The organism is Bradyrhizobium sp. P3_C3 (genome assembly GCF_056402655.1).
The window spans coordinates 1-14,509 of sequence record NZ_JBFUGY010000004.1 but is presented as its reverse complement, the minus strand read 5'-3'; the positions used below and the strand labels follow the sequence as shown (position 1 = coordinate 14,509).

The 14,509-nt window shown below is 64.1% G+C and carries 20 protein-coding genes; 18 read left to right on the top strand and 2 right to left on the bottom strand.

Translation table 11 applies throughout. The features are described 5' to 3' along the window. Positions 1 to 13: 13 nt before the first annotated feature. Complete coding sequence (gene flgF / locus AC1DW2_RS06245; protein WP_231143361.1) at positions 14 to 742, bottom strand: flagellar basal-body rod protein FlgF; 729 nt, start codon at positions 740 to 742, stop codon at positions 14 to 16. Between the two features lie 3 nt (positions 743 to 745). Beyond that, complete coding sequence (locus tag AC1DW2_RS06240; RefSeq protein ID WP_477005459.1) at positions 746 to 1,546, bottom strand: DUF1217 domain-containing protein; 801 nt, start codon at positions 1,544 to 1,546, stop codon at positions 746 to 748. Between the two features lie 142 nt (positions 1,547 to 1,688). Between AC1DW2_RS06240 and motA the strand changes: the two genes are divergently transcribed. The 18 genes from motA to AC1DW2_RS06150 form a co-directional block, all read left to right on the top strand. Then, positions 1,689 to 2,585: a flagellar motor stator protein MotA gene (gene motA, locus AC1DW2_RS06235; protein ID WP_063981295.1), complete on the top strand. Its 897-nt coding sequence runs from the start codon at positions 1,689 to 1,691 to the stop codon at positions 2,583 to 2,585. Beyond that, positions 2,582 to 3,523, top strand: a complete 942-nt coding sequence (locus AC1DW2_RS06230; RefSeq protein WP_028153460.1) for a flagellar motor switch protein FliM — start codon at positions 2,582 to 2,584, stop codon at positions 3,521 to 3,523. Before motA ends, AC1DW2_RS06230 begins: the two co-directional genes overlap by 4 nt. Further along, on the top strand, positions 3,504 to 3,818 hold the full coding sequence (locus AC1DW2_RS06225; RefSeq protein ID WP_063981296.1) for a hypothetical protein: 315 nt from the start codon (positions 3,504 to 3,506) through the stop codon (positions 3,816 to 3,818). The genes AC1DW2_RS06230 and AC1DW2_RS06225 overlap by 20 nt, the downstream gene beginning before the upstream one ends. Before the next feature lie 76 nt (positions 3,819 to 3,894). Continuing rightward, positions 3,895 to 4,269, top strand: coding sequence for a flagellar motor switch protein FliN (gene fliN / locus AC1DW2_RS06220; protein WP_014492655.1), 375 nt, complete (start codon positions 3,895 to 3,897; stop codon positions 4,267 to 4,269). A 2-nt stretch (positions 4,270 to 4,271) separates the two neighbouring features. After that, positions 4,272 to 5,312: a flagellar motor switch protein FliG gene (locus tag AC1DW2_RS06215; RefSeq protein WP_014492656.1), complete on the top strand. Its 1,041-nt coding sequence runs from the start codon at positions 4,272 to 4,274 to the stop codon at positions 5,310 to 5,312. A 13-nt stretch (positions 5,313 to 5,325) separates the two neighbouring features. Beyond that, positions 5,326 to 6,411, top strand: coding sequence for a flagellar biosynthesis protein FlhB (flhB, locus tag AC1DW2_RS06210; RefSeq protein ID WP_477005458.1), 1,086 nt, complete (start codon positions 5,326 to 5,328; stop codon positions 6,409 to 6,411). Between the two features lie 85 nt (positions 6,412 to 6,496). Continuing rightward, complete coding sequence (flgB, locus tag AC1DW2_RS06205; protein ID WP_014492658.1) at positions 6,497 to 6,877, top strand: flagellar basal body rod protein FlgB; 381 nt, start codon at positions 6,497 to 6,499, stop codon at positions 6,875 to 6,877. Positions 6,878 to 6,888: 11 nt separating this feature from the next. Beyond that, positions 6,889 to 7,305: a flagellar basal body rod protein FlgC gene (gene flgC, locus AC1DW2_RS06200; RefSeq protein WP_014492659.1), complete on the top strand. Its 417-nt coding sequence runs from the start codon at positions 6,889 to 6,891 to the stop codon at positions 7,303 to 7,305. 2 nt (positions 7,306 to 7,307) lie between these two features. Continuing rightward, positions 7,308 to 7,637, top strand: coding sequence for a flagellar hook-basal body complex protein FliE (gene fliE / locus AC1DW2_RS06195; RefSeq protein ID WP_014492660.1), 330 nt, complete (start codon positions 7,308 to 7,310; stop codon positions 7,635 to 7,637). 17 nt (positions 7,638 to 7,654) lie between these two features. Continuing rightward, the gene (gene flgG / locus AC1DW2_RS06190) at positions 7,655 to 8,443 is read left to right on the top strand and encodes a flagellar basal-body rod protein FlgG (RefSeq protein ID WP_477005457.1); all 789 of its coding nucleotides are present in this window, start codon (positions 7,655 to 7,657) and stop codon (positions 8,441 to 8,443) included. Between the two features lie 35 nt (positions 8,444 to 8,478). Beyond that, positions 8,479 to 8,934 (top strand): flagellar basal body P-ring formation chaperone FlgA, encoded by a 456-nt coding sequence (gene flgA, locus AC1DW2_RS06185; protein WP_477005607.1) that lies wholly within the window; start codon positions 8,479 to 8,481, stop codon positions 8,932 to 8,934. Further along, entirely contained in the window at positions 8,931 to 10,061 is a 1,131-nt protein-coding gene (gene flgI / locus AC1DW2_RS06180; RefSeq protein WP_063981299.1) for a flagellar basal body P-ring protein FlgI, read from the top strand. Before flgA ends, flgI begins: the two co-directional genes overlap by 4 nt. A 67-nt stretch (positions 10,062 to 10,128) precedes the next feature. After that, entirely contained in the window at positions 10,129 to 10,899 is a 771-nt protein-coding gene (locus AC1DW2_RS06175; protein ID WP_071909953.1) for a MotE family protein, read from the top strand. Beyond that, complete coding sequence (gene flgH, locus AC1DW2_RS06170) at positions 10,900 to 11,595, top strand: flagellar basal body L-ring protein FlgH (protein WP_028153467.1); 696 nt, start codon at positions 10,900 to 10,902, stop codon at positions 11,593 to 11,595. Between the two features lie 42 nt (positions 11,596 to 11,637). Beyond that, positions 11,638 to 12,081 (top strand): flagellar basal body-associated FliL family protein, encoded by a 444-nt coding sequence (locus tag AC1DW2_RS06165; protein ID WP_014492666.1) that lies wholly within the window; start codon positions 11,638 to 11,640, stop codon positions 12,079 to 12,081. Then, the gene (fliP, locus tag AC1DW2_RS06160) at positions 12,078 to 12,818 is read left to right on the top strand and encodes a flagellar type III secretion system pore protein FliP (protein ID WP_071909955.1); all 741 of its coding nucleotides are present in this window, start codon (positions 12,078 to 12,080) and stop codon (positions 12,816 to 12,818) included. The genes AC1DW2_RS06165 and fliP overlap by 4 nt, the downstream gene beginning before the upstream one ends. A 261-nt stretch (positions 12,819 to 13,079) precedes the next feature. Then, the gene (locus AC1DW2_RS06155; RefSeq protein WP_477005456.1) at positions 13,080 to 14,042 is read left to right on the top strand and encodes a flagellin N-terminal helical domain-containing protein; all 963 of its coding nucleotides are present in this window, start codon (positions 13,080 to 13,082) and stop codon (positions 14,040 to 14,042) included. Between the two features lie 268 nt (positions 14,043 to 14,310). Continuing rightward, a partial coding sequence (locus AC1DW2_RS06150) for a flagellin N-terminal helical domain-containing protein (RefSeq protein WP_477005455.1) occupies positions 14,311 to 14,509 on the top strand: 199 nt, incomplete at its 3' end.

The following is a 14,509-nucleotide window of genomic DNA, read 5'->3' as shown; positions in this document are numbered from 1 at the left end:
CATGCAGCGCAGTCTATTTGCCCGGCTCGCCCAGCGTCCGGATTGCGTTCTGGAGCGAGCTCTCGGTGCCCTCGATCATCGAATTGGTGCCGTCGAAGGCGCGCGAAGCCGCGATCAGCTTCGTCAATTCCATCATCGGATTGGCGCTGGAGCCCTCGACATAGCCCTGCTTGAAGCCGTCGCGGGAGAAATCGGCGATGGCGGTCGCGGGCCGGTCCGGCGTGACGCCGGAATTGCCGTAGCGCTCGAGACTGGCATCGGCGGGAATGTTGAACAGGCCGATGGAGCCGATCTCGTTGTTGTCCTGGGTGATCGCGCCGCTGCGGGCGATCGCGATCGGTCCGCCGTTCGGGTCGAGCGTGATCTGCGCGCCGCCGGCATCGATCACGGGGAAGCCGGACACGGTCTGAAGATCGCCGTTGGGGGCGATCTGGAGGCGGCCGTCGCGCGTATAGACCGTGCCGTTCGGGCCGGCGAAGGCGATCCAGCCCTGTCCGACCACGGCGACGTCGAGCGGGTTGCCGCTCTCGGTGATGCTGCCCATCTCGCGCGAGATGATGTTGTCGCCGGGCGAGGAGAAGGCGACCGGGTTCGCGCCGGCCTTCGACAGCACGGTCTCGAACTTCACGACGTCGGTGCGGAATGCCGCCGTGTTGACGTTGGCGACGTTGTTGGCGATCGTCTGGAGGCGCTTTTCGAGGGCGACCTGCGCCGACAATCCCACATAGAGGGCCGATTGCATGACTTACTTTCCGAACCGGATGGACTGAAGCTTCGTGAGCATATCGGTATCCAGGCCGGCCATCGACGACGCGCCGCCGATCAGGACCAGCGCGGAGTTGGTCGAGTTGCCATTGTTGATGTCGTTCTGGGCCTGGGTCGCATCCCACATCGCGGCGAAGCGCTGCACGAACTTGGTGACCTTGGCCGGGTCCTGGAAATCGGTGAGGTCGATCTTGCTCGTGATCAACTTGGCCTGGGCGTCGATGTCTGCCGCGCTGATGGTCGACGGCAGCCCGAGCGCGGTCTGGACCACCTGCGTCATCGCCTTGTCGGCGAGGATCTGGTAGGAGGTGCTGATGGTGGAGGCCTTGCGGGTGAAATAGAGCGCCAGCCGCAGTCCCTCGTTCTGGTCGCCGGCCTTCTCCTCCATCGTCTGCGTGACGTATTGGGTCGCCGTACCGGTCGTGGCGGCGGCGGTCTGGGTCGCTTTGTCGCCGAGGGCGGCGAAATTGAAGGCGGCGGCGAACTGCCGGTAGCGGGTGTCGGTCAGCTTGTTGGCGAAGCTCTTGGAGTCGGAGACGCCCTCGGTCAGCACCTTGCGCATGAACGCCTTGGCATAGGCCATGTCGCTGAGACCAAAGGCCTTCATCGCGTAGGAGTAGAGGCGATAGTCCTTCAGGAAGTCGTCGATCGTCTTCACATTGCCGATATGGCTGAGAAAATAATCGGTGTCGCGGCTGACGTCCGGCTGGGCCGCGACCTGCGTCAGCGATTTGCCCATGTCCTTGGTCAGTCTGGTGTAGTCCGCGATCGTGGATAGCATGGCACGCGCCCCTCTGGCCGCCGTTGCGACTTCGTCTCAAGCTGCCGCCAATTGCTTGCGCGGGGCTGGCGACCACGAAGCCAGCCTCGCGCAAGCGTCGCCGACTAGATATTCCCGATGGGATCGGCGATGGAGTGGCGCGTTGCTCAGTTTCGTGGGGATTTTCATCACGGTAGCGGCACTGCTCGGCGGATTTGCCGCCATGGGCGGGCATCTGGCCGTGCTCATGCAGCCGTGGGAATTCGTGATCATCCTGGGCACCGCGATCGGCACCTTCATCGTCGCCAATCCGTGGAAAACGGTCGTTGATACCGGCGTGGCCTGCATGCAGGCCATCACCGGCGCGGTGCCGAGTGAGCGCTATTACCTCGATCTGCTCGGAGCGCTCCATGCCCTGATGCGGGAGCTCCGGGGCAAGGGCCGCAACGAGGTCGAGGCGCATATCGACGATCCCGCGTCCTCGGAGATCTTCAAGGCGTTCCCGAGCGTGCTCGGGGACCCGCCGTTGCTGCAGTTCATCTGCGACTATGTCCGCCTCATCATCATGGGCAATGCGCGCACGCACGAGATCGAAGCGCTGATGGACGAAGAGATCCACACCATCGTGAAGGCCAAGCTGGCGCCCTACAATTCGATGGTGGTCGTGTCGGAGGCGCTGCCGGCGCTCGGTATCGTCGCCGCCGTGCTCGGCGTCATCAAGGCCATGGGCGCGCTCGACCAGTCGCCGAAGCTCCTTGGCGGCTTCATCGGCGCGGCGCTCGTCGGCACCTTCGCCGGCATCTTCCTGTCCTACGGCGTCCTCTCGCCCTTCGCGATCAAGATCAAGATGACGCGAGAGAAGCGCTGCCGGCCCTACATCATCGTCAAGCAGACGCTGCTGGCGTTCATGAACGGCGCCATGCCGCAGATCGCCGTCGAGCACGGTCGCAAGATGATCGCGAGCGGCGAACGGCCGTCGATCGACGTGGTCGAGAACGAGACGATTGCAGGTCCCAAGGCCGTCGCGACCGAGGCTGAACCGAAGGCTGCCCGCGCATGATGACGGAAGACCTCGACGTCGATCAGCGGAAGCAGCTGCCGAACTACCTGCTGGACGCCGCCGGCATATCGATCGAGCGCATGCCGATGCTCAATGTGATCTTCGATCGCATGGCGGCATCGTGCACCGACAGCCTGCAGCCGATGGCGGGAACGCCGTGCTACTTCTCCGTCAACGGCATCACCAACGACCCGCTCGGCGACATCATCAAGGACTACGAGGGCAACGCGGTTGCCGCCGTGCTCTATGCCGAGCAGTGGGATTCGCGCGTCATCATCATGCTGGATCGCGACTTCGTGTTCACGATGGTCGAGGCGATGTTCGGCTCCGACGGCGCCGAACCGCCGCTCGACGTCGAACGCACCTTCTCGAACATCGAGATCCGGCTGGTCCAGGCACTGTTTGAGCGGTTCGCCAAGGCGCTGCAGGGCGCCTTCGCCGGCACCTCCAATGTCACCTTCCGTGTCGAGCGAGTCGAGACGGCGATGGCGTCGCTCGCGATTGGGCGCGCCAGCAATATGTCGATCTGCGCGAACATGATGGTGCAGGCGCTCTATCGCGGCGGCCAGATGTTCCTGATCATTCCGCACTCCGCGCTCAATCCGCTCAGGCAGAAGCTCGCCCACGTCGTCGTCAGCGACGGCCGCGCGGCTGATCCGCGCTGGCGCGAGCAGATGGAGAGCGAGGTTCACCGTACCGAAGTGACGCTGAGCGCGGTGCTCGACGAGAAGATGATTTCCCTCGAGGACGTCGTGCAATTCAAGGTGGGGCAGGTTCTGGAGCTCGAAGCCACGCCGCGCACGCTGGCCCGGCTCGAGAGCAACAACCAGGTGCTGTTCTGGTGTCAGATCGGCCAGCTCGATGGCTATTACGCCATGCAGGTGGCGGATCCCGTCGATCAGAAGCGGGAGTTCGTCGATGATATCCTATCTCGTTGATGCCGTGCTGCTGATCGCGCTGGCCTTCACCAGCATGAGGGTGACCCGGATGCACCGCGAACTGGCGCGGCTGCGCAGCTACCAGGGCGAGTTCTCGACCATCGTCCACGAGACGGCGGGCGCCTTCGACACCGTCATCACCGCCGCGCATGATTCCACCGCAAATCTCGGCCGGCTCGCCAATGTGCTGAGCACGAAGATAGATCAGGCCCACGAGGCGATCGCGGCGCTCGACGCGCGGAGCGGGCTCCAACCGGCCTCAACCGTGAGCGGCGCCGAGGCGAACAAGCATTGAATTCGGGACTTGCAGGACACGTACGATCGGACCGTCGCGGCGCTCCGGGAGCAGAAATACCAAGAGGCGATACCAAATGGCGCAATCTTTCGAATATGAGTCTGCATCGGCATCGGGGGAGACCGATGCGTCTCCGCTGGAGCGGCTGGCGGAGATCGCCGCGCGCACGGCGGAGGAAACCGGCAAATTCGCCAATGTCGATGCCATCCTGCGCATTCCCGTCACGATGCAGGTGGTGCTGGGATCAGCGACCATTCCGGTCGCGAACCTGATGAAGCTCGGCCGCGGCGCGGTGGTCCCGCTCGATCACCGTGTCGGCGAGCCGGTCGACGTCGTGGTCAATGGCCGCGTCGTTGCCCGCGGCGAAGTGGTCGTCGTCGAAGAGGACAATTCCCGCTTCGGCGTCTCGCTCACGGAGATCGTCGGACCGCTGGGGCAGGGTGATACCTGATCATGGCGGCACAGGTCGGCGTCGCTCCTATCAAGCAGCGAGGCGTTGCCACGCTGGGCGGAACGGAAAAGGTCGCGGCACTCCTGCTGGCCATGGGCCGGCAGGCGGCCGCGAGCGTGCTCTCGCAGTTCGAGCCGCAGGATATCCGCATCGTCACCAAGGCCGCGGCTGAGCTGCGGCCGATCACCGCGCAGGAGCTCGAGTCGATCGTCGAGGAGTTCGCCCAGCAATTCTCGATGGGCGCCAACATTCTCGGCACCATTGGCGGTCTCGAAGCCGTGCTCGGCGACGTGCTGCCTGCCGACCAGGTCTCGGCAATCATGTCGGACCTGCTCGGCAATTCGAGCCGGTCGGTGTGGGACCGCGTCTCGTCGGTGTCGGAAAACTCGCTGGCGACGTACCTCTCCAAGGAGCATCCGCAAACCGCGGCGCTGATCCTGTCCAAGGTCAAGCCGTCCTGCGCCGCCAAGGTGATGAGCCAGCTGCCGTCGAGCCTGCGCAACGAGCTGATGCGGCGTGTCCTCAGCCTCAAGCCGATCGTCGACGACGCCATGAAAGTCCTCGAGAAGACCTTGCACGAGGACCTGACGCTCAATTTCGCCCGCAACCTCGGCGCCGACACCTACGCGCGCGTCGCGGACATCATCAACAAGATGGAGCGCGGCCATATCGAGGACATGCTGAAGAGCTTGTCGGAGAAGCGTCCGAAGTCGGCCGAAGTTCTGAAGGAACTGTTGTTCACCTTCGACGACGTGGTCAATTTGACCCCGAAGGCGCGCACCATGATCTTCGACCAGGTGCCGACCGATCGCATCGTTATCGCGCTGAAAGGCACGGACAAGCATTTCCGCGAACTCATCCTGTCCTCGGTTGCCTCGCGCGTCCGCCGCGTCGTCGAGCACGAACTCGCCATCGGCGAGCCGTCGAACCAGCGCGACGTGCTGGAGGCGCGCCGCGTCATCACCGACCTTGCACTCGACCTGGCGGAAAAGGGCGAAATCGAGCTCAACCCCGAGCAGGAGGATGAGCTGGTCTTCCGCTGACCGCTGAACGGGCATGGCAGAAACATCCGATCAGGAGAGCAAGACAGAAGAGCCGACCGAGAAGAAAGTCCGCGATTCGCTCGAACAGGGCAAAATCCCGGTCTCTCGGGAGGCTTCTATCTTTGCCTCGATGGCCGCGCTGATGGTGATCCAGGCGTTCCTGATCGGCCAGGGCGTACAGCAATTGACGCCGACGCTGAAGAGCCTGCTCGACGATCCCGAAGGCTTCCCTCTTAGCAACGGCGCGGACGCGCGCAACCTGCTCACGGTGGTGGGGCTCGAGGCGCTGCGATTCCTGGTGCCGCTGGTCGTCATTCTGGCGGTGTTCGGCCTCGCCGCATCGTTGCTGCAGAATGCGCCGCGCCTGGTGCTGGAGCGCATCAAGCCGCAGCTGTCGCGAATCTCCCCGATCAGCGGCTGGAGCCGGCTGTTCGGAACGCAGGGCCTCGTCGAATTCGCCAAGTCGCTGTTCAAGCTCGTCTCGGTGACGGTCGTCGTCGTGTTCGTGCTGCGCTCGTCCGAAGCCAAGGCGTTCGAGGCGATGTACACGGATCCGGTCGCGCTGCCGGAGATGATTCTCAACATCGCGATGCGGATCGTCTCGGCGATCTGCATCGCGACCATCGTCCTGGTCGCGATCGATCTCGCCTGGGCGCGCTTCCACTGGCGGCGCGAACTGCGCATGACCAAGCAGGAGATCAAGGACGAGCACAAGCAGGCGGAAGGCGATCCCCTGATCAAGGCGCGCCTGCGCTCGCTGGCGCGCGACCGTTCGCGCCAACGCATGATCGCGTCCGCCTCGCGCGCGACGCTGGTGATCGCCAACCCGACGCACTTCGCGATCGCGCTGCGCTACAAGCGCGAGGAAAACGCAGCGCCCATGGTGGTCGCCAAGGGCATGGACGTGATCGCGCTCAAGATCCGCGAAGTCGCGGAGCAGAACCGGATCCCGGTGATCGAGAACAAGGCGCTGGCGCGCGCGCTCTATGAGGCGGTTCAGGTCGACCAGGTGATTCCGGCGGAATTCTTCCGGCCGGTCGCCGAGATCATCTACTTCCTGCAGTCCAAGCAGGCGCCGAGGACCGAGAAGGTTCAGTAGATTTCCGAGCATAGCGTCGGCTGCATCAGCCTGACGAAAGCTTGCGGCCCTAAACTTAATCTTAAGAAATCAGCATGGGGCTGTCGTGGGACCGCTTTATCTCTTCGAACTCGCATCGTCGCAGGCGCGGTACCTCGAGCTCCGCCAGTCGACCATCGCGACCAACGTCGCCAACGCCAATACGCCGGGCTTCAAGGCGCGCGACGTCGAGCCCTTCAACAAGGTGCTCGACGCCACGCCGGTCAGGCTCGCGACGACGTCGCCCTCGCATATGCAATTGTCCGCGGCCGAGACCGATACGCGGAAGACCGCGAAGAAGGACAGCTGGGAAGTGGTTCACTCCGGCAACTCCGTCAGCCTCGAGCAGGAAATGATCAAGGGCAGCGACGTCAGTCGCGACTACTCGATGAACTCGGCGGTCGTGCGGTCGTTCCACCGCATGCTGCTGTCGAGCGCGAAGAGCTGAGGTGAATTGACATGCTGGACTCACTGCAAGCGTCATTGACGGTCGCGAGCTCCGGGCTCGAAGCGCAGTCGACGCGCATGCGCATCGTTTCGGAAAACCTTGCCAACGCGACCTCGACGGGGCGCACGGCCGGCGCCGATCCGTATCAGCGCAAGACCATCACCTTCGATGCCGCCATGGACCGCGCCTCGGGCGCGCAGCTTGCGAAGGTCAAGGAGATCGGGGTCGACACCACGCCGTACCGCGTGGAGTACGAGCCGGGACATCCCGCCGCCGACAAGGCCGGTTACGTCAAGCTGCCGAACGTCAACATGATGATCGAGATGGCCGACATGCGGGAAGTCAACCGGTCCTATGAAGCCAATCTCCAGGTCGTGAAACAGGTGCGGTCGATGCTGGGCATGACCATCGACCTGCTGAGGAGCTGACAATGCTTGAGGCAATTTCATCCACCGCGATTTCCGCCGGGCAAGCGGCGAGCCGCGCGACCGAGACGCAGGCCATCGCGCCGGCGGCGCCGACCGCCATTCAGTCCACCGACGATGTCGGATTCGAATCGGTGATGAAGCAGGTGACGACGGACGCGATCGGGACGCTGAAGGCGGGCGAAGCGGCGTCGATCTCGGCGATGCAGGGCAAGGAATCGACCCGGAAGGTCGTGGAGGCGCTGATGTCGGCCGAGCAGGCCTTGCAGACCGCGGTCGCGGTTCGCGACAAGGTCGTGCAGGCCTACCAAGAAGTCGTCCGGATGTCGATTTGATCTGAGGGAATGAAGCTGTGAAATCGCTCGCCATTGCGGCCACGGGCATGAACGCCCAGCAGACCAACATCGAAGTCATCGCGAACAACATCGCCAATATCAACTCGACGTCGTACAAGCGTGCGCGCGCGGAATTCACCGATCTGTTCTACCAGATGGACCGCATGCAGGGCGTCGCGAACGTCAATGGCTCCTCGCCGATCCCGGAGGGCTCCAATCTCGGCCTCGGCGTCAAGTCGACGGCCATCCGCAAGCTGCACATCCAGGGCGCGCTCACGCAGACCGGCAACCCCTACGACCTCGCGATCAACGGTCGCGGCTGGTTTCAGGTGCTCGGCCCGAACAACGAGGTGCAATACACGCGCGCCGGCTCGTTCAGCCCCAACGCCAACGGCCAGCTCGTCACCACCGACGGCTATCTGCTGGATCCCGCAATCACGATACCGCAGGGAACGGTTCAGGTCGTCGTCAACCAGACCGGACAGGTGTTTGCCAAGCTGGATACGGAAGTGAACCCGCKGCAGATCGGCCAGCTCAACCTCGCCAATTTCGCCAACGAAGCGGGTCTCGAGCCGCTCGGCAGCAATCTCTATCGCGAGACCACGGCGTCCGGCACGCCGGTCGTCGGGCTGCCGGGCGATTCCGGATACGGCAAGATCAACCAGCAATATCTCGAAGCCTCGAACGTCGACCCGGTGAAGGAAATCACCGAGTTGATCTCGGCGCAGCGCGCTTACGAAATGAACGCCAAGGTCATCCAGGCCTCGGATGAAATGGCCCAGACGGTCTCGAAGGGCATGCGCTAGTTCCGGTGTTCTCGATGTCGAACAGGGTGGGCTTGATGGTGCGCGGGTTGGCCGCCGTGCTGCTGGTTCTCGTCTCGGCGCGCGTCGCCGCGGCCGAGGAGAAGCGGCTTCCCGTGCCGGCCGTGTCGATCCGCGCCGGCGAGCTGATCCGGGACGACATGATCACGGAACGCGCCTTCGCGCCGAACGTGCTCGGCGTTGCCATGTTCATCGAAGGGCGCCAGATCCTGGTCGGACGCATGGCGCGGCGCGCGCTGCTGCCGGGCCAGCCGATTCCGACCAATTCGGTGGAGGATCCCTGGACGATTGCCCGCGGCGCCATGGTCAAGGTCGTGGTGGAAGACAGCGGCCTGTCGATCGTCACTTACGGCGCGGCGATGCAGTCGGGCGCGACCGGCGCGCTCATCCCGGTACGAAACACCGACACCGGCGTGATCATCAGAGGCGTCGTCCAGCCGGACGGCACCGTCAAGGTCCTGGATGGATCATGACCAGATTCCTGCTTGCGCTCATCCTGCTCGTTTCCGCCGCCAGCGCCCAGGCGGCCGTCCGCATCAAGGACATCGCGGACATCAAGGGATTGCGCGAAAACCAGATCGTCGGTTACGGCCTCGTCATCGGCCTGAACGGCACCGGCGACACGCTCCGCAATGCTCCGTTCACGGAGCAGTCCCTGCAATCGATGCTCGAGAACATGGGCATCAACGTCAGGAACGAGACCACGAGCACCAACAATCCCCCGCGTCCGACGACGCTGCGCACACGCAACGTCGCAGCCGTTATGGTGACCGCGGATTTGGCGCCCTCGATCGGAGCGGGCGAGCGCATGGACGTGACCGTATCGTCGCTCGGCGATGCGACCTCGCTGCTCGGCGGCACGCTGGTGATGACGTCGCTGCGGGCGGCGGACGGCGCGGTCTATGCGGTGGCGCAAGGCGCGGTCACGGTCGCCGGTTACAGTGTGGGAGGGCAGGCACAGAACGTCAGCCAGGGCACGCCGACGGCGGGCCGCATCCCGAACGGTGCGCTGGTCGAGCGCGAGGTGCAGGGAAGCCTCCACGAGATGGAGTTCCTGGTGCTGGAGCTCAAGAACCCTGATTTCGTCACCGCGACACGCATTCTCGACGCCATCAACGGTTACGCCGGTGGCCGCTACCGCGCGCAGATCGCCTTCGAGCGCGACTACCGCACCATCGTGCTGTCGAAGCCGCGCCATATCGGCCCCGTCCGATTCCTCGCCGAAATCGGCGAGCTGACGGTCGAGCCGGACACGCCGGCGCGCGTGGTGATCAACGAGCGGACCGGCACGGTGGTGATCGGGCGCGACGTGCGCATATCGACCGTCGCCGTGACACATGGCAACCTGACGGTTCGTGTCACCGAGCTTCCCGTGGTGTCGCAGCCGGCGCCGTTCTCGCGAGGGCAGACCGTGGTCGTTCCCCAGACCGTGGTCGAGGCCAACGAGGCCGGATCGCAGGTGGCGATCCTGAGCGGCGTCGACCTCCAGCGCCTGGTGCGCGGGCTGAACCAGATCGGCCTGAAGCCGTCGGGCATCATCGCGATCCTGCAGGCGATCAAAACGGCCGGCGCACTCCAGGCCGACGTCATCGTGCAATGATGCACAAGCGTCGTGCAAGCTTGGTCGCTCAATGCTCAGGTCTCGACCGAGAATCGCACGCGGCCCGATGCTGAAACTGGATCACAAAGCCAAACTCCTCCTCCTGGTCGCGGCCTGCGCGTTCGGATGCGCTTCGCCCGTTCTGGCGCTGGATGAGGCCAAGCCGTCGAAGCCGCTCAACCTGTTGTCGTTCGCGCGTGCCCGCGCGCCCGGACCGCAGAAGCCGTATCCGGCGGCCTCGTCGATACCGGGCGACAATGCGTCGTTCCGGGCGACGGCGTGGGCCGCCGAAGACTCCGGACCCGCGATCACGGGGGCCGTGCCGGCTCCCGAGAAGCCTGCGCCGGCACCCGCAGTCGCGCCCGTGCGCCCGGCCAAGCCGGGCAGCGTCACGGCGCCGCCGAAGCCCGCACCGGCACAGGCTGCGGTACCTGCGGACAATGAGGTTGCCCTGTTCTGCAGCAATGTCGCCGACCCCGCCGTCGATGCACGGTTGGCCTGGCAGCTCAGGGAGCTGGAGAAGGCCGAGACCCAGCTACGGGAGCGGATCGCCGAGGTCGAGGCCAAGCGCGCCGAATACGAGAAGTGGATGGCGCTGCGTGACGACTTCCTGAAGAAGGCCGAAGCGAGCGTCGTCGAGATCTATTCGCGCATGAAGCCGGATGCCGCGGCGACCCAGATCGCCGGGATGGCGGACGAGACCGCCGCCGCCGTGCTTGCAAAACTCAGTCCGAGGAGCTCGAGCGCGATCTTCAACGAGATGGAGACGGCACGCGCGGCGCACCTTGCCGATCTGCTCGGCGGAATGCGTCGCGTGGATGACGGAAAGACCAAATAGATGAAGAATCTGATCCTCATCCTGCCGCTCCTGATGCTGACCGGGTGCATCGGCGATCCCGCGGAAGTGCTGACCGGTCCGCGACTGTCGCCGGTCGGCACCGGCCTGAGGACACAGGCCGATCCGATTCCGGTGACGCCCCGCATGCGTACGCCCGTCAGCTATCGCTCGACCTGGGACGACGGCACGGATCTCTATCGCGATCCCCGTGCCCGGCGCACCGGCGACGTCGTGACCGTCATCATCTCGATGCAGGACAAGGCCAAGCTCGACAACAAGACCGATCGTTCGCGCGATTCGCAAATCAAGTTCGGGCTGGATTGGCTGATGGACGTCGCCGGATGGCAGGACAAGGGCTCGACCAGCGCCAATCTGAACACCAACACCCAGATCAAGGGGAACGGTCAGATCGATCGTACCGAAGACATCAAGCTGTCGATTGCCGCCATCGTCACCGACGTGTTGCCCAACGGCAATATGATGATCAGCGGCTCGCAGGAGTTCAAGGTCAATACCGAGATGCGCGTGCTCAACGTCGGCGGCATCGTGCGTCCGCGCGATATCTCGCGCACCAACACGATCTCCTACGAGAAGATCGCCGAGGCACGCGTGGCCTATGGCGGTCGCGGAAATCTGTCTGACGTGCAGCAGCCTGGATGGGGACATCGGATCTATGACGCCGTGGCACCATTCTGAGAATCGCGCCGACCGCGCCGCGCCGCGAGGGCAGGGGACGTGATGCGCCTGATTGCGGCCATTGTGGTGCTGACCCTGATCGCGATCGGTGCGGGCGCGGTTGCAGGCCTACATCTGTTCGCGGCCGCGGAGCGCGTCGCCGACGCAAAGAAGACCGCCACGCCGCCGCCCCTTGCCACGAGCTACGCCGGCAGCGCACGGCTGAGAAAGCTGTCTCCGATCGTGACCAATCTCGCCGCGCCGGCCAACAACTGGGCCCGTGTCGAAGCCTCCATGGTGACCGATAGCATGAGCGACGAGGATGCCGGCATCCTGGCCGCCCACATCAGCGAGGACATCGTGACCTATCTGCGGTCGGCATCGGTTGGCCAGTTCGAGGGATCGCGGGGTCTTCAGCATCTGCGCGACGACCTGACGGAGCGCGCCAATATCCGCTCGTCGGGCAAGATCCGCGAATTGATCATTGAGACCTTGGTGATTCAGTGAGAGTGAGAGTCCTGCTGCTCGCGTTGGTTCTGGTCGTGCTGCCCGAGGTGGCGCTGGCCCAGATTCCGGACCTCAATTCGCTGCTGCCGCCGGGCAACGGCTCGACGAGCGGCCGCATCATCCAGCTGATGGCGGTGATCACGGTGATGTCGGTGGCGCCGGGACTGCTGATCATGGTGACGAGTTTCACGCGATTTGCGGTGGCGCTGTCGTTCCTGCGCTCCGGTCTCGGCCTCCAGACCACGCCGGCCAATCTGGTGCTGATCAGCCTCGCGCTGTTCATGACCTTCTACGTGATGGCGCCGACCTTCGACCGCGCCTGGGAAACCGGCGTCCAGCCGCTGATGAAGAACGAGATCTCGGAGGAGGAAGCCTATCTGAAGATCACCGATCCGTTCCGCGAGTTCATGCTGGCCCATGTCCGCGACAAGGATCTCCAGACCTTCGAGGCGCTCGCCGCGGAGAGCTTTCGCAAGAAATTCGACGACAAGCGCATCGACATGCGCGTCATCATTCCAGCCTTCATGATCTCCGAGCTCAGGCGCTCGTTCGAGATCGGATTCCTCATCATCCTGCCGTTCCTCGTCATCGACATGATCGTGGCGACGCTGACCATGTCGATGGGCATGATGATGATGCCGCCGACGATCATCGCGTTGCCGTTCAAGATGCTGTTCTTCGTGTTGATCGATGGCTGGAACCTGCTCGCCTCCGGACTGGTGCGGTCGTTCTCGTAGCGACCGCCATCGCCGGCCGGTTATGGTTAGCGAGAAGTATCGGCCTATGGTTAGCAGAGGGTAATGTTAACTATATGATATTACAGCGAAATTCAAGCCGATCTTAATCTCGGCGCAAGATTCGACGTGCTAGCAATGCGGCACGGCGGGTTGGACCCCACCCACATCAGTCCAAAGGCATGATGCCGCCCCTCCGTACCGGTGAAAGCCCGGTATGTCCCCTCGTGAAAAATGTAACGCGTACATAAAGGGACATTCGCAATGTCAAGCCTGCTTACGAACTCGACCGCCATGACCGCGCTCCAGACCCTGCGGTCTGTCGGCTCGCAACTCTCCACCACGCAGACCCGGATCTCGACCGGCCAGCGCGTGGCCACCGCTTCGGACAACGCMGCCTACTGGTCGATCGCGACGTCGATGCGCGCCGATAACGCCGCGCTCTCCGCCGTCTCCGACTCGCTCGGTCTGTCGGCTGCGACCGTCGACACGCAGTACACCGCTCTGACCACGGTTATCGGCGACAAGGACTCCGGCCTGACCAAGCTTCAGGCGCTGCTGGTCCAGGCCAAGACCGCCGGTGTCGACCGCACCAAGATCCAGGCAGACGTCACCCAGATTCAGCAGCAGATGAAGTCCACCGCTGATGCGGCGACCTTCAACGGAATTAACTGGCTGAGCATCAACACCTCGGCTACGCCCGCGGCCACGCCGACGTCCTTCAACCTGGTGTCGTCGTATTCTCGCGTTGGCGGCACGCCCACCATCGGCTCCATCACCGTAACGACCGCGAACTTCGCGCTCTACACCACCGGTGGCGCATCTCCGACCGGCATTCTCGACACGACCGTCGCCCCGCCCGCCGGTGGCCCGACGCCCGCCCCGGCCGCAGCCTCGGTCGCCACCCTGAACATCGGTGCGCTGACCGATGCGGCGCCCGACCAGGTCCTGCTCGACAGCTACATCGCGCAGGTCACGACCGCGATCAACACGGTGGCCTCGGCCGCCGCCAATCTCGGTGCCGTCAAGAACCGCATCGCGACCAACACGGACTTCGTGAAGTCGCTGATGGACTCGGTGGATCGCGGTGTCGGCCAGCTCGTCGACGCGGACATGAACCAGGAGTCCACCCGCCTGGCGGCCCTTCAGGTCCAGCAGCAGCTCGGCGTGCAGGCGCTCTCGATCGCCAACAACAGCAGCCAGAGCATCCTGTCGCTGTTCCGCTAAGCCTTAAACCATCTGGGGAGGGCCGCGCTTCTCGCGAAGCGCGGCCCTTTCGTTTGGCGTGACGCCGCGCGCATGCGGCAATTTCGGCTGCCCTGTTGCGGCCGGGCCGCAGAGCCACAAGCCTCGCACAAGCTTCACGGGCTATCGTCGCCGCTACGACAGGTTGGGCCCGCTATTTCGCCGCCCAAAGGCATGACGCCGCCCTGTCGTACCGGTGCAAGCCCGGTATGTCCCCAAAAACAGTTCAATCTTCAAAGGGACATCAAAAATGGGTTCAAGTCTGCTCACCAACTCGTCTGCAATGACCGCGCTGCAGACCCTCCGCAACGTCAGCTCGCAGCTCGCGACCACGCAGAACCGGATCTCGACCGGTCAGCGCGTCTCGACCGCGTCCGACAACGCTGCCTACTGGTCGATCGCGACCTCGATGCGCTCCGACAACGCCGCGCTCTCCGCCGTCTCCGACT